Raw genomic sequence first — 19537 nt, 5'->3', positions numbered from 1 at the left:
TGAATTAAGATAATCAGCATATGGTTTATTTCCCTTTCGATAAAACGAATCTAGTCAAAGAATCTATTTTTAAGCTTGCAAATTTTTCTTCTGAAGAATGGGCGTTTTATAAACAATTGCTTGAAGAAGTATCATTTCCTAAAAAAGCATTGTTGACGGTTCGTGGAGAGGTAGAAAAATATGCTTACTTCATCATTGAAGGAGCAGTTAAATATGAAGCATTTACGCAAGATGGAAAAGGAATTTGTGTTGATTTAGGCTTCAAAGGTAATTTTGTTAGTTCTTTTGCTTCTTGTTTATCTCAGCAAGCTTCTCATATTTCAATTCAGGCGGTAACGGCAGTAAATGCTTTTCGTTTATATTACCCGAAAGTGTTGGAATTGATGGAAAAATCTAAAAATGCCGAACGTTTTCATCGACTGATTGCTGAACAATTGTATGTTCGTGAAAGCAAACGTACTTATTCATTAATTTCCAAAAATGCAGAACAGCGATATTTATATTTGCTTGAAAACCAGCCAGATGCCTTGCGGCAGATTCCTATCAAAGATTTAGCCTCCTATTTAGGTATTCATCCCGATAGTTTGAGTCGTATCCGAAATCATATTAAACTTTAAGATGTTTTTTACTTCTTGGATGAAAATCTACAATTGTTTGTTGTAAATACTCACGGTCTAAGTGTGTATAAATTTCGGTTGTTGTGATTGATTCATGTCCCAACATTTCCTGAACGGCACGCAAATCTGCTCCGCCTTCTATTAAATGTGTAGCAAAAGAATGCCTAAAAGTATGCGGACTTACGTTTTTATGAATACCTGCTAGAGCGACTAAGTCTTTGATAATCAGGAAAATCATTACTCTAGTAAGTTTGTTTCCTCTTCTATTTAAAAAAACATAATTACCTGCTTCCTCTTTTATTACCTGATATTTCCGAATATTTTCTAAGTAAATTTCAAGATAATGAATGGCATCTCTGCCAATTGGCACAAGCCTTACTTTATTTCCTTTTCCGATAATTCTGATGAAGCCGATGTCTAAGAAACATTCGGTTAATTGCATTTCAACCAATTCAGAAACTCGTAAGCCAGAACTGTAAAGTACTTCTAAAATAGCACGATTTCTTGTTCCCTCAGGTGTAGAAAGGTCGATGACTGATAATATTTTTTCTATTTCAGGAAAAGAAAGAGTAGGAGGTAATTTCCTGCCAATTTTTGGGGAAGCCATCAAATCCATTGGGTCTGTTTTGATGACATCTTCCAATAAAAGATACTTAAAAAATGCTTTCAGCCCTGATAAAATACGAGCCTGAGAAGTAGTTTCTAAGCCCAATTCGCCCATGTAAGTAAAGAAATTAAAAATATGCTTATCGTTGACGGTTTCAGGATTAATATCATTTTCGCCAGCAATTTCAAGGTATTGCCATAATTTATGAACATCACGAAGGTAAGCTTCTATGGAATTTTCAGAAAGAGAACGTTCTAAAGTAAGATAGCTTTTGAAATTTTTTAGATAGCTTTGCCATAACATAAATATTATTGCTGGGGATTTATTAGAAATTTGAGTTAAAAAGGAAACAATGACTTTAATTTTGCAGAATTCGTTCAAAGATAGTCAAAAACCATTTGTGAAGTATTGCTTTACAGATTTGGAATAACCTTTCATGTAGAAAAACAATGTCAAAGAAAAAAATCATCATCATCAATGGTCCAAATTTGAATTTATTGGGCAAACGTGAACCAGAAATTTATGGTCACCAAACTTTCGAGCAATATTTTGAAGTATTAAAAGATAAGTATTCTGATAAAGTAGATTTAGTATATTTTCAGTCGAATCATGAAGGTTTTTTGATTGATAAAATTCATGAAATTGGTTTTTCTTACGATGGAATTGTCTTGAATGCTGGTGCTTTTACACATACTTCGATTGCTTTGGCTGATGCCATTGCTGGCGTGAAAACACCTGTTGTTGAAGTACATATTTCAAATGTTCACAAGCGTGAAGAATTCCGTCATCATAGTTATATCAGTAAAAATTCTATCGGAATTATTATTGGATTTGGTTTACGTGGTTATGATTTTGCGATTCAAACATTTTTATAAAATTGGATAGGCGTGAGTATTGTAAAACTCAAGGATGGATTACGCCAATTAACACTGTTAACGGTTAACCGATTTCGGATAACAATAAGTAAATGATAACCTTTTATCCTGGTCCTTCAAAAGTATATCCACAGGTTGCAAAATACATGCAAAATGCTTTTGAAGAAGGCGTTTTGAGTATCAATCATCGGAGTGCAGAATGTATGGAAATCACGAAAAGTGCGATTCAACTTTTGCATGAAAAACTGAATATCCCCAAAGACTATTCTATTTACTTTGTTTCTTCGGCAACAGAGGCTTGGGAAATTATTGCTCAGTCGCTTACTTCTCAAAAAACAACACATTTTTATAATGGAGCTTTTGGTGAAAAATGGGCAGATTATAGTAGTAAAATTGTAAAGCAGACAGATAGGATTCCATTTTCATTAACAGAAAAACCATCGGTCAATTTAGCATTGAATGCGGAAGTAGAAGTACTTTGCCTGACACAAAATGAAACTTCTAATGGTACGCAAATCAAAGATTTTAGTCCGTTCAGAAAAGCTTTTTCAGAAAGTATCATTGCAGTTGATGTTACTTCATCTTTGGGTGGAATTGAATTGGATTGGGCTAATGGAGATGTGTGGATTGCTTCAGTTCAGAAGTGTTTGGGCTTGCCTGCTGGCATGGGTATCATGATTTGTTCGCCAAAAGCTTTGGCAAAAGCCGAACAAATTAATGATAGAAAATACTATAATAGCCTTTTGTTCATGCATGAAAATTTTGCCAAATTTCAAACACATTACACGCCAAATGTACTAAGTATCTATTTGTTGAATAAAGTTTTAAGTGATATTTCTAATATTTCTGTGATTTCAGAAAAAATTAAAAAACAAGCGAAAGATTGGTATGATTTCTTTAATAGTTCTGATAAATTTGGTTTAAATTGTTTAGTGCAAAATATTGAAATACAGTCAGATACTGTGGTTGCTGTACAAGGTGACGAACAACAAATCAAAGCCATTAAGGAGCGAACTAAACAAGCAGGGATTACGTTGGGAAATGGCTACGGTACTTGGAAAAATACAACTTTTAGGATTGCTAATTTCCCAGCTATAGAACCGTTTGAAATAAGTAAACTCAAAGAAATTTTACAATCATAACAATGGAATTAAATTTTAAAGAAATCATTTCGGTTTCACTCATTCTTTTTTCAGTCATTGATATTTTAGGCTCAATTCCTGTCATTATTGATATTCGTAGAAAAACAGGCGACATTCACGCCGAGCAAGCAACCTTGGTTTCAGGTGGAATCATGATTGGGTTTTTATATGTTGGAAAGTCTATTCTTAACCTTTTTGGCGTTGATATTAATTCTTTTGCTATTGCTGGGGCTTTAATTATTTTCTTGATTGGACTAGAAATGACACTTGGTAGAAATATCTTTAAATCAGAAGAAACTACGGGTGGAGCTAAAGCCGCTTCAATTGTACCATTGGCTTTTCCAGTAATTGCAGGTGCAGGAACGATGACTACGATTCTTTCTTTGAAATCTCAGTTTGATGAAATCAATATTTTGGTTGGAATTTTACTGAATCTAGTATTTATTTATACCGTTTTGCGAGCTTCGCAGTGGATAGAAAACCGTTTGGGACAAGTAGGAGCAAACGTTTTAAGAAAAGTTTTTGGAGTAATTTTATTAGCAATTTCTATTAAAATTATTAAATCAAGAATTGGATAATTGTTTTTAGTGAGAATTTAAAGAATTTATTGACATTGGCAAAGAAACCAAAATTTTATGTAGTCTGGAAAGGACGAAAAACAGGCGTTTTTGAAACTTGGGCAGAAGCTGAAGAACAAGTAAAAGGTTTTGAGACGGCTCAATATAAATCTTTTGAAAGCAGAAAAGAAGCTGACGATGCTTTCAAAGGCAACTATTGGCAGTCGGTTCAGAAAACACAAAACGGTGCTACTGGGAAATCAAGTAAATCTGCGGCTTTAGTTGGAAAACCTTTGCAAGAAAGTATTTCGGTTGATGCCGCTTGTGCTGGAAATCCTGGGAAATTAGAATATCAAGGTGTTGAAACAAGTACTAAAAGAGTACTTTTTGCGATGGGGCCATTTCCTGAAGGAACAGTAAATATTGGCGAGTTTTTGGCGATTGTTCACGGTTTAGCTTTTTTGCAGAAGCATAATTCAACTTTACCAATCTATTCAGATTCAAAAACGGCAATTAGCTGGATAAAAAATAAAGCTGTGAAAACGAAGCTTGAACGAAATGCTAAAAATGAAGAACTTTTTCAATTAGTAGATAGAGGAATACTTTGGTTGCAGAATAATAAATACAGCAATAAAATCCTGAAATGGGAAACCGAATTTTGGGGCGAAAATCCTGCTGATTATGGTAGGAAATAGATTTTAAAGTTTTTTATCAATAGGATTGTCCTTTAACTACAATCCTATTGATAAATTATATTTAGGCTAAATCTGATGCACGGTAAGCTTCAATTAATTTCATCTCACCTTCTTTACCTCCGATAGAATTTCCATGTTCCATTCCCAAAATAAACTCGCCTCTATTGGTCGCTTTTGCTTTTTCGTGAATATGTTTGAATAAGAATTTATAATTTATCTCACCCGTTGTTGGTTCTTTTCTACCCGGTTCATCACCAATTTGGAAGTACGCAATTTCATCCCAAACCCAATCCATGTGTTGTGTCATTCGTCCTTCATTACGTTGCATGTGCCACATATCGAATAAAATTTTACATGAAGGACTATTCACCGCTTTACAAATTAAAAAAGATTGGTCTGAATGGCGTAAAAATAAATCTGCATTATCCGAAAGCGGTTCCATTACCATCACTAAGCCGTGCGGTTCAAAAATTTCAGCACCTCTCCTAAAAGCATCAATCACATTTGCTGTTTGTACACCAATCGGAAGATTTCTTTCAAAATAACCGGGTACTATCGTCATATATTTGGCATTGCAACGTTTGGCTACTTCAACCGCTTTTTTACAAGTATTCACAAAAACATCCTTGAATTCTTGTTTGCCTGTTGCTAAAGAGGTTTTCCAGTTATCACCACCATCAATTACAAAAACACCCATAGACATATCCAATTTAGCCATGGTATCGCCTATTTTCTTTTGTAATTCAGGGCTTCTGCCCATCATGCCATTATCTTCTAAAGCACGAAAACCCATTTCGTGCATAAATTTCAATTGGTCGATTTCATCTTTCCCCGCAGAATTTTGGAACATGCCAAAATGCGGAGCGTATTTTAGTTTGAAGGCAGGTTGAGGAGTTACTAAGTTTACTTGGTCAGCAGATTTTGCGAATGAAGGCAAAGTAGCTAAACCAGTACCAGCAATGATGTTTTTAGTGAAATCTCTTCTTTTCATAGTTTTGATTAATATTTAGATTTTTCAATGTACTTTCGACAAATATAAGAGAAGGAATCAGAAAGTATGTATGGCTCTATATTAAATCAATCACTCAAAATTCCACCAGACTTTTTGTGGATAAATACTATCCAAAACTACTGGTTCGCCAATCATTGGAGTTGTCAGTTTGATGTCTGTTTTAGCTAAACTTTTTGTTAAACGATTGATTGGTTCGTTCCAAGGATGATAACCTAATACAAATTTTGCCCAATGTACGGGCATTAATACTTTCGTTTTTAACTCTTCGGCTACTTTGGCGGTTTCTTCGGGTGTTGTATGAATTAATGGCCAATCTTTTCCATATTGCCCATTTTCTAATAAAGCAATATCAAATGGGCCGAATTTTTCGCCAATGGTTTTAAAGTGATAATCATAACCAGAATCTCCACCAATGAAAATGTTGTAGCCATCAATATTCAAGACAAATGAAGACCAAAGTGTTTTTCCACGAGTAAAACCTCGTCCTGAAAAATGCCTTGCTGGTGTTGAAGTAATGATTAAGTTATCGGTTATTTTTTGGCTTTCCCACCAATCAAGTTCAACAATATTTTCAGGTTTTACTCCCCAATGTTCAAGATGTGCACCAACGCCTAAGGCTGTGTAGAATTTCTTTACTTTTGGAAGTAATTTGCTGATAGTCAGATAATCAAGATGGTCGTAATGGTCATGCGAAAGTATGAGGATGTCAATATTCGGGAAATCTTCTACTTCATACGCATCAGTACCATTGAATGCTTTTCCAAAAAATGAAATAGGAGAAGCCGCACCGCTAAAAACGGGATCAACCAAAACGTTGACACTTTTTGATTTAATCAAATAAGAAGAATGACCAAACCAAACGATTGTAGGTTTTTCAGCTTTTAAATTTTTTAAATCTGTTTTGATAGAAGGAATAGCTTGTGCTGGTTCTACGGTTTTAGGTTTATTCAGGAAATCTTTAAGTAATCCCCAATAAGACGCATCTTTAGGCATTACTTCAGTAACTGAAAGATTTTGAAAAGAACCATCTTTATAGTTTGGAGATTTTTCGATGCGTGCTAAACGACTACCAGAAGGATTTACACCAAAAACTTTTTGTTGCATGAAAGTATAGGTGCCAATTCCAATGAAGGCAACAATTATAATGATGGTTAGCATGATTTTGGGTAAGTATTTTCTGAACAATTTTTTAGAGAGTAATAATTTGAACAATTAACTTGCTAACATCTACTCTTGTTGATTTTGTTCATTTTGGGTGGTATTGATTAACCCAAACATCATAATCAAGGCAGTTAATACAATCTACAGACATATTATTTGAAAAGAAGACTTTTATGCCGATATTTTTGTTTAGATATTTATTAAGGGGATAATCGGAGATTAATAATTCATTTAAATGGAAAATATAGATACAATAGTTGATGGGCAACAAGTGATATTATTTGATGGCGTATGTAATTTTTGCAATGCTTCCATCAATTTTGTCATTGACCATGACCCACAAAAGCGTTTTAAATTTGCTTCTTTACAATCAGACCTTGGTCGTGAAATACTGAAAAAGCATCATAGAAATACTTCTGATTTTGATTCAGTAATTCTATTGAAAGATAACGGCTTATTCATTAAATCAAAAGCTGCTTTAGAAATAGCCAAAGAGTTGTCGGGTCTTTGGAAGTATTTGTCAATTTTTAGTGTTTTACCTACTTTTATACTTGATTTTTTTTATGATTTGATTGCTAAAAATCGTTACAAATTCTTCGGTAAATCAGAGGTTTGTAGAATGCCAAGTCCTGATTTAAAAGAAAGATTTCTCTGAACGGATAGTAAATAGTTGATTTGAATAGTTAATTTTGCGGACTTTTGGAGTATTAGAAACGCTATACTCTTTTTACTTATTTTACTCACATTCATTTAATTATTCAAATGAAAGCATACGTTTTCCCTGGTCAAGGCTCTCAATTTAAGGGCATGGGTAAAGATCTTTACGATAATTCAGCATCAGCTAAGGCATTATTCGAGCAAGCAAACGAAATTTTAGGTTTTCGTATCACAGATATTATGTTTGAAGGAACTGATGAAGAACTCAAACAAACTAAAGTAACACAACCAGCTATATTCTTACATTCAGTTATCTTAGCCAAAGAAACGGCTGATTTCAAACCAGAAATGGTTGCTGGACATTCATTAGGGGAATTTTCTGCTTTGGTTTCGGTAGGTGCTTTAAGTTTTGAAGATGGGTTGAGATTAGTTTCAGCACGTGCTTTAGCCATGCAAAAAGCTTGCGAAAATAATCCTTCGACGATGGCAGCAGTTTTAAACTTATCAGATGAAGTAATCGAAGAAATTTGTGCTGCTATTACAGACGAAGTAGTTGTAGCGGCAAACTATAATTGTCCAGGTCAAGTAGTTATTTCAGGTTCAAACGAAGGCGTTGCAAAAGCTGGCGAGAAACTGAAAGAAGCAGGAGCGAAGCGAGTATTATTATTACCAGTAGGCGGTGCATTCCACTCACCATTGATGGAATCCGCTCGTGAAGAATTAGCAGCAGCCATTGAAGCTACTCATTTTGAACAACCAGCTTGTCCGATTTACCAAAATGTAAATGCTCAACCTTCAACAAATGTTGAGACGATTAAAGCGAATCTTATTTCACAATTGACAGGTGCTGTTCGTTGGACGCAATCTGTAAGAAATATGGTTGAAGATGGAGCAACAGTTTTTGTAGAATGTGGACCAGGTAAAGTATTACAAGGTTTAGTGAAAAAGATTGCTCCAACGGTAGAAACAAGTGGAGTTTCATTATAAAAGTATTTTTGAAGATAAATTCGGAATTTTTTGAAACGTTAATGGGCAAATATTCAATTACTTAGACAATTGAAAGAATGTAAATAATTAATTTTTTGAAAAAAGAGCTTGACAAAACCAAATTATACTACTAATTTTGCACCACAATTCAATTGCGATTGACCGATGGTGTAATGGTAACACTACAGTTTTTGGTACTGTCATTCATGGTTCGAATCCATGTCGGTTAACAAAAGATTTCTTGAAACAATGTTTCGAGAAATCTTTCATTAACAAGTCAAATCAAAAAAGAATTAAATTGACCGATGGTGTAATGGTAACACTACAGTTTTTGGTACTGTCATTCATGGTTCGAATCCATGTCGGTTAACAAAAGCCTTCAGACTTTACAGTTTGAAGGCTTTTATGTTAATATCGTTTTTCCCAAAGAAGAATATTTGCTTTTAGGCTTATTTGGCTAAAAAAGGCATTAAGAAAAATAAAAAATTACTGTTAGATAAATTTATGGACAATTAAAGTGATACAATTAGGGTTTATTTCAAGAAACAGGCATTTTTATATTAACTTTAGTTTTTAATAATTTAACTATCTCTTTAAAATTTTATTAAGCAATTGACACTAATCAAATCAATATCAGGCATCAGAGGAACTATAGGTGGAAAAGCGGGAGAAGCCTTAACACCTTTAGACGTTGTTAAATTTACAGCAGCTTTTGGCACTTGGTTAAAGCGGAAAAACCCCGATACACTTAAAATTGTAGTAGGGCGTGATGCTCGTCTTTCGGGCGACATGGTTTCCAAATTAGTAACTGGTACGCTACAAAGTTTAGGGTTAAGTGTAATTGATTTAGGACTTTCTACAACACCAACCGTTGAAATGGCAGTACCTGCTGAAAAAGCGGCTGGAGGAATTATTTTAACGGCAAGTCATAATCCAATTCAATGGAATGCACTCAAATTATTGAATGCTACTGGTGAATTTATTTCTGGAAACGATGGAGAAGAAATGCTTCAAATTGCTGAAAATGAAGATTTTGATTTTGTAGATGTCAAGAAATTGGGGACTTATGCCAAAGACAATACTTGGCTTCAAAAGCATATAGATTTGATTTTAGCATTACCATTGGTCGATGTTGAAGCAATTAAAAATAAAGATTTTAAAGTAATTGTTGATGCAGTTAACTCTTCTGGAGGAATAGCTGTACCAATGTTGTTGGAAGCACTTGGTGTCACACAAATTACTAAATTACATTGCGAGCCAACAGGATATTTTGCTCATAATCCTGAGCCATTGCCTGAAAATTTAACAGATATAACCAACGCAATGGAAAAAGGTAAATTCGACTTAGGGATCGTTGTTGATCCTGATGTTGATAGACTTTGTTTCATGTGTGAAGATGGTTCACCATTTGGCGAAGAATATACTTTAGTAGCTGTTGCCGATTATATTTTACAAAATAATAAAGGTAATTCAGTTTCTAATCTTTCTTCAACTCGTGCTTTGCGTGATGTTACAGAGAAAGCTGGCGGAAAGTATTATGCTTCGGCAGTTGGTGAAGTAAATGTTGTTACCTTGATGAAGTCTTCAAAAGCTGTAATCGGTGGTGAAGGCAACGGAGGAATTATTTATCCAGAATTGCATTACGGTCGTGATGCTTTGGTTGGGATAGCGTTGTTTTTAACACATTTATCTAAAGCAGGGAAACGCATTTCCGTACTCAGAAAAGGTTATCCAGAATATTATATTTCTAAAAATAAGATTGAATTAACGCCAGAAATTGATGTTGATGGAGTATTAGATGCAATTAAAAAGAAGTACTCTAAGAACCCAATTAACGATATTGATGGGGTGAAAATAGAGTTTGATAAAGAATGGGTTCACCTGAGAAAATCAAACACAGAACCAATCATTAGAATATACTCTGAATCAGATTCTATTACAAAGGCAGCGAATTTAGCCAAGAAATTGATAAGTGATATTAAAGAAGTAGTAGCTTCAAGATAAAACTTAAAAGAATAATTACATGTTTTGAAAATGTCAGGCTTTGGTCTGGCATTTTTAGTTTTATAAAATACCCATTTGTTATAGAGAAGTGATAGACTTTTAAATTACTGTTTATCATTTAAACACTTCGTTAACCTCCAAGTTAATTCAATGAATAGAATTTATTTAGATAATGCAGCAACAACTCCGATGGATAGAGCTGTTATCGATGCAATGTTACCCATGATGGAATCCAGTTTTGGAAATCCATCATCAATCCATACTCATGGTCGTGAAGTGCGTAACACGATTGAACGTGCTAGAAAATCAATCGCTGGCTTATTAAATACTTCGCCTGCTGAAATTTTCTTTACTTCTGGTGGAACAGAAGCTGACAATACGGCTATCGTTCGTTCTGTTGAAGACTTTGGAATTACTCATGCCATTACTTCTCGTTTAGAACATCATGCTGTTTTGCATACTTTGGAGTACTTGGCTAAAAAAGGAAAAATCAAATTAAGTTATGTTGAACTTCACGATAAAGGTCACATTGATTTAACACATTTAGATGAATTACTACGTGATAATCCAAGAACGTTGGTGTCGTTAATGCACGGAAATAATGAGATTGGTAATTTATTAGATTTGAATATCGTCGGACAATTGTGTGAAGATTATGGTGCAATTTTTCATTCGGATACTGTTCAAACGATGGCACATTATCGCCATGATTTGCAACAATTGAAAATAGATTTCTTAGTGGGGGCAGCACATAAATTTCATGGGCCAAAAGGAATTGGATTTTTGTATATCAATGCAAAAAGTAAAATCACGCCTTTTATTCACGGTGGTTCACAAGAGAGAAATATGCGTGGCGGTACTGAAAATGTGTATGGAATCGTAGGTTTAGCTAAAGCCTTAGAAATTGCCTATTCAGGAATGGACGAGCATAGAAAGCACGTTGAAGCATTGAAAGCCAGAATGATTCATAGACTAAGTACTGAATTAGATGGCATCGAATTCAACGGAGATTCTGCTAATTTAGAAAGAAGTCTTTATACAGTGCTAAACGTAAGTTTTCCTCCTTCGGAAGAAGCGGATATGTTTTTGTTCAATTTAGACATCAACAAAATTTCAGCTTCGGGCGGAAGTGCTTGTACAAGCGGTTCTGATATTGGCTCACACGTTTTAACAGCTTTGAATGTTTCTCCTGAAAGACCTTCTGTGAGATTTTCGTTTTCAAAATATAATACGGTAGAAGAGATTGATTATGTAGTGGACAAACTGATAAGTATTCTGAAAGTAACAGCTTAGTAAGAGGCATTATCTATTTAGAATTTAATACAAAAGGCTCAGAGATTCTCTGAGCCTTTTGTATATTTGTTTAATTGCCAATTGTAAAATGGCTGTCAGTTGTCAGCTTTCGGTCATCAATTTTTATAAATTGACCTTATTTTAAAGGAATTATCATCCATGAAAGGCTTCATTTAAGATATATTGAAGCATATTATTAAATATAAACAGCATTAAGTATGAGTGCTGAGTTGTGAGTGCTGAATTTTTAGATTAAGTATCTGAATATCAATAGAGTAATTTGTAAGTATAAACTAATTTTTCAAGATTACTTGAGACTATTTTCTAATCACAATTCATCAATTCATCAATTCATCAATTCATCAATATTTTAATCCTTATTAATATTATAAACTTATGCCGACAACCGACAGCCCTCATCCGATTGCCGAAAATTATCAACCAACCTTAAAGAAAGTAATTAACACCACTCAATTATGGGCAATTGCAGTGGGGCTAGTGATTTCGGGTGAATATTTTGGCTGGAATTATGGCTGGGCTTCATCTGGAACAATTGGTTTTTTAATCGCTACTTTATTGGTAACGGTGATGTACCTTACTTTTATTTTTTCTTATACAGAGCTCACTACTTCTATTCCTCATGCGGGTGGTGCTTTTGATTACGCTCATCGTGCTTTTGGAAGAGTAGGAGGTTTTATCGCTGGTTTTGCCACTTTGGTTGATTTTTTATTAGCACCTCCAGCTATCGCTTATGCTTTAGGAAGCTATGTGCATTTTTTACATCCCGCTATTCCAGTTGTGCCAACGGCTATTGGGATGTATGTGATTTTTATCACGATTAATCTTTTCGGCATTAAAGAATCTGCCCGCTTTTCCCTGTTTGTTACAATTTTGTCTGTTGTAGAATTAATAATTTTCATTGCGGTTATTTTTCCTTTTTATAAAACAGAAAACTTTTTGGCACATAATCCTCCGACGGTTACTGCGAATAGTGTTTTTGCTGGAATACCTTTTGCTATATGGTTTTTTGTAGCGATTGAAGGCGTAGCAATGGTAGCAGAAGAAGTAAAAGAACCACGAACTACCATTCCAAAAGCTTATATTTCAAGTATTATTACTTTAGTGATTTTGGCTTTGGGTGTAATGATTTTAAGCGGAGGCGTTGGCGATTGGCGAACTTTAAGTAATATTGACTATCCTTTGCCCGAAACACTTTCAATGGCTTTGGGGAAAAATAATAGTCTTTCGAAAATATTTGCTAGTTTAGGACTCTTTGGTTTGATTGCTTCGTTTCATTGTAACACGATTAGTTACTCTCGACAAATCTTTGCTTTAGCTCGTGCGGGTTATTTGCCTAAATTTTTATCAGTTGTCAACAGAAAATATCATACGCCACATTGGGCTTTGATTGCAGGGGGCTTTGTAGGAGCAATCGCTATTTTTACGGGAACGACTGATAAAATTATCATCATGTCGGGTTTGGGTGCTGTGGTAATGTATGCGATGAGTATGTTGAGTTTATTAGCTTTGCGTAAAAAAGAACCAACACTTGACCGCCCATTTATGGCACCATTTTACCCATATTTCCCCTTAATTGCCCTCGTTTTGTCTGTCGTATGTATGTTTGCTATCATATATTATAATCAGTGGTTAAGTATATTGTTTTTTGGAAGTTTGGTGGTGTGTTTACTTGGATTTTTACTAAAATTTAGAGGGAGAGAAATCCCAAAAAATCATTAAAATAAAACGAATGAAACCTTTTTTGTGTTGAGATTCGTGAATGAATATTATGAAAAAAGCAGTTGTATTATTACACGGTTTTGGTGAAGATGCTACCATTTGGAGTGGTTATGTACCTTTTTTACAGAAGGATTTTTACATGATTGTTCCAGAATATGCACGACTGAGTAATTTGAAATCCATTGAAGATTATGCCGATTTTGTTGAAAAAGAAGTTACTTCAAAAGGATTTGAAAAATGTGTTATCATTGGTCATTCAATGGGTGGTTATATTGCTTTAGCTTTTGCTGAGAAATATCCAGAGAAAGTATTGGGTTTAGGGCTTTTTCATTCTACGGCTTTTGCAGATTCGGATGAAAAAAAGGCCGCTAGAGACAAGAATGTTGAGTTTTTGAAAACTCATGGTGCTGAAGCTTTTATCAAAGTATCAACACCTAATTTGTATGCGGAAGCTTTTGCAAAGAAGTATCCTGAAATTATTCAAAAGCATATTGAAGCTACTTCAACCTTGCCTGTAGAAGCATTGATTGCTGGTATGACAGCCATGCGTGACCGTCCCGACCGTAAGCATGTATTAAAATCTTTGCGTTGCCCAGTGATGTTTATTATCGGGGAAAAAGATAAAAGTGTGAACCCAGCAGATGCCAAAGCACAAATTATGGTTCCTAAATTTTTCTCATCTTCAATTCTTGATGAAGTAGGACACATGGGAATGGTTGAAGAGCCAGAAGATTGCTTAAAATTTGTAGGGAAGTTTTTGTTAAAATGTTAATTGTAGGAGATAATGCCTGAGAATAATGCCATACTTTTTCAACAACTTTTTGCAGGAGAACAATTGTATGTAATTCCTGAAAAAACTGTGCAAAAAGATGAAGTATCTATAGAAAAAAAACTGATTGTAGCACCGATTGCAGAACAAGTTGTAGCGGAAGTAAAAGTTGAAAAAGTACAAGAACTTTTACATTTTGTACCCAACCATAGAGTGGTTATTTTGGTAGATGATTGTAGCGATGCAGACCAAGCTTTATTGGGGAAAATCCTTACGGCAGTGAAATTAAATCTTAATCAGGTGGATTTAGTTCGCTTGGCAGATTTGAGCCAGATGAATGCTAGAACGGCTTTTTCTCAGAACCTAATCAGTCATTTTATCACTTTTGGGGTGGCTTTACAGCAAATAAAGCTTGAGATTCCCCTTAATTCGTATCAAACCAAAGAAATAAAAAACATTCGCTTTTTGTTTTCAGATGCTTTGAGTGAATTGCAGAATGATGTAGAAAAGAAAAAAGCCCTTTGGAAGGCTTTGCAGGAAATGTTTTTGTAGAAGTTTACTTGGTAGATTCCGTCAGAATCTACCAAGTAAACAAAATTTTACGCTTTTTGCTCCACAGTATTCGTCAATGTTCCAATTCCTTCAATCGTAATATTGATTACGTCGCCAACAGCTAAAGTAAACTCATTTGGTGGCACAACGCCTGTTCCTGTCATCAAATATGCTCCGTGTGGGAAAGACATCTCTCTGAACAAGAATGAAATCAATTCATCATGTTTACGTTTCATGCGATTGATGGCAATACTTCCTTGAAATTGTGAAACATTATCTCTTAAAATCTCTAGTGAAATTAAAGTTTCAGGACTAATTTCTCCTTCTGTTACATACAAACAAGGCCCAATGGCAGCGGCTTTGTCATAACTTTTGGCTTGAGGTAAATACAATGGATTTTCGCCTTCAATATCTCTCGAACTCATGTCATTTCCTGCGGTATAACCTACAATTTTTCCACTTGAAGTAGCAAAAAGCGTCAATTCTGGTTCAGGAATATTCCAAGCTGAATCTTTACGAATACGGACAAAATCGTTTGTTCCTACACAACGACTGGCAGATGATTTAAAGAAAATCTCTGGGCGTTCGGCATCATATACACGAGCATAAAAATCCCCACCACCAGCATCTTTTGATTCTTCAATTCTAGCTTCACGGCTAGGCATATAAGTCACACCAGATGCCCAAATTTCTTGTTGACTAATTGGGGCAAGAATGTCATTTTTAGTCCATTCAATACTTGTAAGTGTTGCTATTTCTTTGCTTATTTGTTCGTATAAATCATCACGATTTACATAAACATCCCAATTACTTTCAGTAGATAAATAAAATTTATCAGCCGATTCTACAATAATTCCTTGTTTAGTTTTGTATATTTTCATATTAAATGTTGTTTCTGTTTTAAAAGGCTAAAGTACCAAAAGCAGATAGAAATACTAATTTTACTGAATATCTTGCCTTAAATATGTTAAAATAAGTCAACTTTGTAGTGAAGAATCAAACCACCTGATTTGCTAAAAATGTCGATTTAAACTTTAGTACATTATTGTAAGACAAATTAACAATAAAAAAATGATTCAAGACAGACGAGACTTTTTAAAGAAAAGCACTTATTCTACCTTGTTGGGATTAATCATTCCCAACGTTCCTTTTGCCCAAAAAACTCCTCAAATTTTATTAAAACCAGCTGAAGGTACTTTGCCCGACTGGAAAAATAAAGAATTGATTATTCTTTCTGATAAACCTTGGAACGTTGAAACACCCCCACATTTATTAGACGATAAAGTAACGCCAGTGGAAAAAATGTTTATTCGTAATAACGGCTTGATTCCAGAAGGCAATATCGATATTAATACTTGGACTTTGACTATCGGTGGAGAATCTGTAAAAACGACAAAAACATTCAAAATCAAAGAGTTAAAGGAGAAATTTAAACATTATACTTATCAACTTACTTTAGAATGTGGCGGAAATGGACGTTCGGGATATTTTCCACAAACGTCTGGAAACCAGTGGGAGCAAGGAGCAGTAAGTTGTGCAGAATGGACAGGCGTTCGCCTAAAAGATATTTTAGCAGATGTTGGTTTGAAAGACGATGCCGTTTATATCGGTTATTATGGCAAAGACATTCATTTGAGTAGAACACCAAATAAGTCGGTTATTTCGAGAGGAGTACCCATTAAAAAAGCCTTAGAAGATGAAACGCTCATTGCTTGGGCGGTGAATGGCAAAGACATTCCCTTGGAACATGGTTTTCCACTTCGTTTGGTGATTGGTGGTTGGCCTGCATCGGTTTCTGGAAAATGGTTAGATAAAATTGTGGTCAGAAACAAAGAACACGATGGCGAAAAAATGAGTGGTCATAGTTACAGAGTACCGATTCATCCGATTGAACCGGGAGAAAAATTAGCTGAAACACCCGAAAATTTCAAAATTATCGGAGCGATGCCAGTGAAATCTTTGATTACTTATCCTAAAACGGGAGCAGTAATTGATGCTGGCAAAACGCTTACATTGCGTGGACACGCTTGGGCAGGTGATTTGGAAGTAAAAGAAGTATCGCTTTCGATTGATTATGGCGTTACTTGGAAGAAATGTAATTTGGAGGCTCCCAAAAATCGTTTGGCTTGGCAACATTGGTCTTTAGCCTTGGATTTTTCACAAAAAGGCTATTTTGAAGTATGGGTAAAGGCAACCGATAGTAAAGGAATTACGCAACCCATGGTAATTCCACAATGGAATCCGGGCGGATATTTGAATAATGCTTGTCATAGAATTGCGGTGAAAATCGTGTAAATCAGATCAAGATGAAAATTATTAATGTATATATATTAGTCGGAACGATACTGATTACTTTTCTTGCCTTCAAGCAGTCAGAAGAAATTAAAATTAATACTCCTCATTCCGCACTCCGCACTCCAAACTTAAATGTGTCTGATTCATTGACGATTGATTCAGAAACAGGCTTAATCAACGATGCCAATTTGATGATGGTAAAGGCACAATGCACAGCTTGCCATAATACACAGTTGATTCAGCAACACCGTTTTACTCGTGAAGGCTGGAAAGATAAAATCAGGTGGATGCAGAAAAACCATAAACTATGGGATTTAGGAGAATCTGAAAAAGTAGTATTAGATTATTTAGAGAAGTATTATTCCCCAAAAATGGCTTCTCAGCAAAAGCTGAATAGACGTGAATTATTAAAAAATCTTCAATGGTACAAGTTGGAGAATCGTTGATATAAATATCACCTCCTAAAAATTGACAACTTTGCTGTATAAAGTATATTAATTGTCAAATTTAGGAGGTGATAATAGAGAACAAAAATCTTAAAGTCCTAAAGTCCTAAAGTCTTACAATCTCATTACAACCTATACCCTCTCAAAAACTCCTCAATTCCCATGCGTTTTTTGCCTTCTAATTGTAGTTCTTCAATAGCTAAATAGCCGTCGGCACATTTGAAGTACAAGTATTTTTTGCCATCACTTTTAAAGGCTTCTTCAAACTGAATACTTTCGTCGCTTAGTTTTGAGGTGCGATAGATTTTACAAACCTTTCCATTCAAAGTAGTCCAAGCGGCAGGGTAAGGCGAAAGTCCACGGATGAAATCATAAACGGACTTCACAGACTTTGTCCAATCAATTTCACAAGTTTCTTTAAAAATTTTCGGAGCGTGTTTTATCTCATCAGATTCTACTTGTGGCTCTTGAGGATAATCTCCCGCTTCGATGGCTCTCACGGTTTTTAAAACCAAATTTGCACCAATGTGCATCAAACGGACGTAAACATCGCCAACATTATCCGTTTCAGCAATTGGCTCATGTTCTTGAAAAATAATTGAACCAGTATCAATTTCATGTTTCAAGAAAAAAGTAGTTACGCCTGTTTCTTTTTCGCCATTGATAATTGCCCAGTTGATAGGAGCAGCCCCACGATATTGTGGTAAAAGCGAACCATGTAAATTGAAAGTACCCAATTTTGGCATTGTCCAAACGGCTTCAGGAAGCATTCTGAAAGCTACTACAATCTGTAAATCGGCTTCATAACTTTTTAGTTCTTCTAAAAAATCAGGATTTTTTAATTTTTCGGGCTGTAAAATTGGGATATGTGGAGCGTTCGCCAAAACGTACTCTTTCACGGCTGACATTCCCATTTTTAATCCACGACCAATCGGTTTATCTGGTGCAGTAATGACTGCTACAACATTACAGTTATTTTCAACTAAAATTCTTAAACTCTCAACGGCAAAGTCGGGAGTACCCATAAAGATTATTTTCATTAGATTAAGATCAGTTTTATCAGCGTAAAGGCTGTTTAAAATGGCTTTTTTTGTTTTTAAGTAGTATTTCTTATCAAGGAAAATCGTTGAATATAAATTATTGGTGCTTGATACTTTTAGCTTATTTCTTAGTACTTCGTGAATTCAATATAAATTTTCTAAAAAAAACACAATTTGAAATTTCTCTTTGAAATCGAAATCTGTTTTATTATCTTTGCTAGCTCAATTCAGTAAAATATGCAACGAAAGATTCAATCAAGCAGTTTTAATTAGCTTCGAAATTTCTGCAAAGGTCATAAAAAATCTTGTAGAACGGTCGAAAGCCGTTCTTTTTGTTTGTAAAGAGTTTGAGTAAATATTTTCAGAATAAGAATTTCACTTGCTGGCAGCGATGTCAGTAATTTTTTTTGTATCAACTCAAAGAAGTGATATGCAGTAATTGTAGCTAAAAAGTGATAGTAGCCTTATCTATGATTTTACCTCAATTTACTGAATCACTTTGTAAAAAATAAAACAATGGCAAAAGTACAGTATTATACTCCTGAAAAATTTGAGGAATTAAAATCTGAATTGCAATACTTAAAATTGCAGGGGCGTTCGGATATGGCAAAGCAAATTGCTGAAGCTCGTGATAAAGGAGATTTAAGTGAAAATGCGGAGTACGACGCCGCAAAAGATGCACAAGGTTTATTAGAATTGAAGATTTCTAAAATGGAAGAAATCGTTGCCAATGCTCGTGTATTGGATGAAACTAATATTGATACTTCAAAAGTTTCGATTTTATCAAAAGTAAAAATCAAGAATAAGAAAAATGGGATGGAAGTAGTTTATACTATCGTGTCGGAAGAAGAAGCTGATTTGAAAGCTGGTAAAATCTCTAATTCATCACCATTTGGAAAAGGGTTATTCGGGAAATCAGTGGGAGATACTGCTGAAATTCAAGCACCTGCTGGTAAATTAGAATTTGAAATTCTAGAAATATCTCGTTAGAAAATAGATAATCTTTTGAATTTCTATTTTTCGAGAACAGATTGTTATACAAATCTTGAATTAGCCATCGTTGATTTAATCAATGATGGCTTTTTTTT

The 19537-nt window shown here is 34.7% G+C and carries 20 protein-coding genes and 2 tRNA genes; 17 read left to right on the top strand and 5 right to left on the bottom strand.

What is annotated here, in order from left to right; translation table 11 throughout:
* The first annotated feature begins 20 nt into the window (after nt 1–20).
* Entirely contained in the window at nt 21–617 is a 597-nt protein-coding gene (locus tag HNP25_RS09525) for a Crp/Fnr family transcriptional regulator (protein WP_184133648.1), read from the top strand.
* On the opposite strand, the gene xerD is transcribed toward HNP25_RS09525, so the two are convergent.
* Nucleotides 607–1527, bottom strand: coding sequence for a site-specific tyrosine recombinase XerD (xerD, locus tag HNP25_RS09520; RefSeq protein WP_184133647.1), 921 nt, complete (start codon nt 1525–1527; stop codon nt 607–609). The two genes, HNP25_RS09525 and xerD, sit on opposite strands and share 11 nt — an antisense overlap.
* 146 nt (nt 1528–1673) lie before the next feature.
* Between xerD and aroQ the strand changes: the two genes are divergently transcribed.
* From aroQ to HNP25_RS09500, 4 genes are all read left to right on the top strand, one after another.
* Nucleotides 1674–2099, top strand: coding sequence for a type II 3-dehydroquinate dehydratase (gene aroQ / locus HNP25_RS09515; protein ID WP_184133645.1), 426 nt, complete (start codon nt 1674–1676; stop codon nt 2097–2099).
* Between the two features lie 92 nt (nt 2100–2191).
* Entirely contained in the window at nt 2192–3241 is a 1050-nt protein-coding gene (locus HNP25_RS09510; RefSeq protein WP_184133643.1) for an aminotransferase class V-fold PLP-dependent enzyme, read from the top strand.
* Between the two features lie 2 nt (nt 3242–3243).
* Nucleotides 3244–3819: a MarC family protein gene (locus HNP25_RS09505; RefSeq protein ID WP_184133641.1), complete on the top strand. Its 576-nt coding sequence runs from the start codon at nt 3244–3246 to the stop codon at nt 3817–3819.
* A gap of 35 nt (nt 3820–3854) precedes the next feature.
* Nucleotides 3855–4493, top strand: a complete 639-nt coding sequence (locus tag HNP25_RS09500) for a ribonuclease H1 domain-containing protein (protein ID WP_184133639.1) — start codon at nt 3855–3857, stop codon at nt 4491–4493.
* Nucleotides 4494–4554: 61 nt separating this feature from the next.
* On the opposite strand, the gene HNP25_RS09495 is transcribed toward HNP25_RS09500, so the two are convergent.
* The gene (locus HNP25_RS09495) at nt 4555–5484 is read right to left on the bottom strand and encodes a hydroxypyruvate isomerase family protein (RefSeq protein ID WP_184133637.1); all 930 of its coding nucleotides are present in this window, start codon (nt 5482–5484) and stop codon (nt 4555–4557) included.
* 90 nt (nt 5485–5574) lie between these two features.
* Nucleotides 5575–6663 (bottom strand): MBL fold metallo-hydrolase, encoded by a 1089-nt coding sequence (locus tag HNP25_RS09490; RefSeq protein WP_184133635.1) that lies wholly within the window; start codon nt 6661–6663, stop codon nt 5575–5577.
* Between the two features lie 238 nt (nt 6664–6901).
* Between HNP25_RS09490 and HNP25_RS09485 the strand changes: the two genes are divergently transcribed.
* From HNP25_RS09485 to HNP25_RS09445, 9 genes are all read left to right on the top strand, one after another.
* Complete coding sequence (locus HNP25_RS09485; RefSeq protein ID WP_184133633.1) at nt 6902–7321, top strand: thiol-disulfide oxidoreductase DCC family protein; 420 nt, start codon at nt 6902–6904, stop codon at nt 7319–7321.
* 107 nt (nt 7322–7428) lie between these two features.
* Nucleotides 7429–8310, top strand: a complete 882-nt coding sequence (fabD, locus tag HNP25_RS09480) for an ACP S-malonyltransferase (RefSeq protein WP_184133631.1) — start codon at nt 7429–7431, stop codon at nt 8308–8310.
* 159 nt (nt 8311–8469) lie between these two features.
* A tRNA-Gln gene (locus HNP25_RS09475) sits at nt 8470–8540 on the top strand.
* 69 nt (nt 8541–8609) lie between these two features.
* Nucleotides 8610–8680: transfer RNA gene (locus tag HNP25_RS09470), tRNA-Gln, on the top strand.
* Between the two features lie 242 nt (nt 8681–8922).
* The gene (glmM, locus tag HNP25_RS09465) at nt 8923–10314 is read left to right on the top strand and encodes a phosphoglucosamine mutase (protein WP_184133629.1); all 1392 of its coding nucleotides are present in this window, start codon (nt 8923–8925) and stop codon (nt 10312–10314) included.
* A gap of 150 nt (nt 10315–10464) precedes the next feature.
* Nucleotides 10465–11607, top strand: a complete 1143-nt coding sequence (locus tag HNP25_RS09460; protein WP_184133627.1) for a cysteine desulfurase family protein — start codon at nt 10465–10467, stop codon at nt 11605–11607.
* A gap of 396 nt (nt 11608–12003) precedes the next feature.
* Nucleotides 12004–13347, top strand: coding sequence for an ethanolamine permease (gene eat, locus HNP25_RS09455; RefSeq protein ID WP_184133625.1), 1344 nt, complete (start codon nt 12004–12006; stop codon nt 13345–13347).
* A 49-nt stretch (nt 13348–13396) separates the two neighbouring features.
* A complete protein-coding gene (locus HNP25_RS09450; RefSeq protein WP_184133623.1) occupies nt 13397–14119 on the top strand; it encodes an alpha/beta fold hydrolase in 723 nt (240 codons plus the stop codon).
* A 12-nt stretch (nt 14120–14131) separates the two neighbouring features.
* Complete coding sequence (locus tag HNP25_RS09445; protein WP_184133621.1) at nt 14132–14668, top strand: DNA polymerase III subunit psi; 537 nt, start codon at nt 14132–14134, stop codon at nt 14666–14668.
* A gap of 47 nt (nt 14669–14715) precedes the next feature.
* Here HNP25_RS09445 and HNP25_RS09440 read toward each other — a convergent pair whose 3' ends face one another.
* Nucleotides 14716–15549, bottom strand: a complete 834-nt coding sequence (locus tag HNP25_RS09440) for a fumarylacetoacetate hydrolase family protein (protein ID WP_184133619.1) — start codon at nt 15547–15549, stop codon at nt 14716–14718.
* 190 nt (nt 15550–15739) lie between these two features.
* Between HNP25_RS09440 and HNP25_RS09435 the strand changes: the two genes are divergently transcribed.
* Both HNP25_RS09435 and HNP25_RS09430 read left to right on the top strand, forming a co-directional pair.
* Entirely contained in the window at nt 15740–16963 is a 1224-nt protein-coding gene (locus tag HNP25_RS09435) for a sulfite oxidase (protein WP_184133617.1), read from the top strand.
* Nucleotides 16964–16974: 11 nt separating this feature from the next.
* On the top strand, nt 16975–17409 hold the full coding sequence (locus HNP25_RS09430) for a hypothetical protein (RefSeq protein ID WP_184133616.1): 435 nt from the start codon (nt 16975–16977) through the stop codon (nt 17407–17409).
* A 125-nt stretch (nt 17410–17534) separates the two neighbouring features.
* On the opposite strand, the gene fmt is transcribed toward HNP25_RS09430, so the two are convergent.
* The gene (fmt, locus tag HNP25_RS09425; RefSeq protein WP_229202827.1) at nt 17535–18449 is read right to left on the bottom strand and encodes a methionyl-tRNA formyltransferase; all 915 of its coding nucleotides are present in this window, start codon (nt 18447–18449) and stop codon (nt 17535–17537) included.
* Between the two features lie 516 nt (nt 18450–18965).
* Between fmt and greA the strand changes: the two genes are divergently transcribed.
* A complete protein-coding gene (gene greA / locus HNP25_RS09420) occupies nt 18966–19439 on the top strand; it encodes a transcription elongation factor GreA (protein WP_184133614.1) in 474 nt (157 codons plus the stop codon).
* Nucleotides 19440–19537: the final 98 nt, after the last annotated feature.

It is taken from the genome of Arcicella rosea, assembly GCF_014204325.1.
Lineage (GTDB): Bacteria > Bacteroidota > Bacteroidia > Cytophagales > Spirosomataceae > Arcicella > Arcicella rosea_A.
The sequence above is the reverse complement of the archived record's forward strand: the minus strand, read 5'-3'. Positions and strand labels throughout refer to the sequence as shown.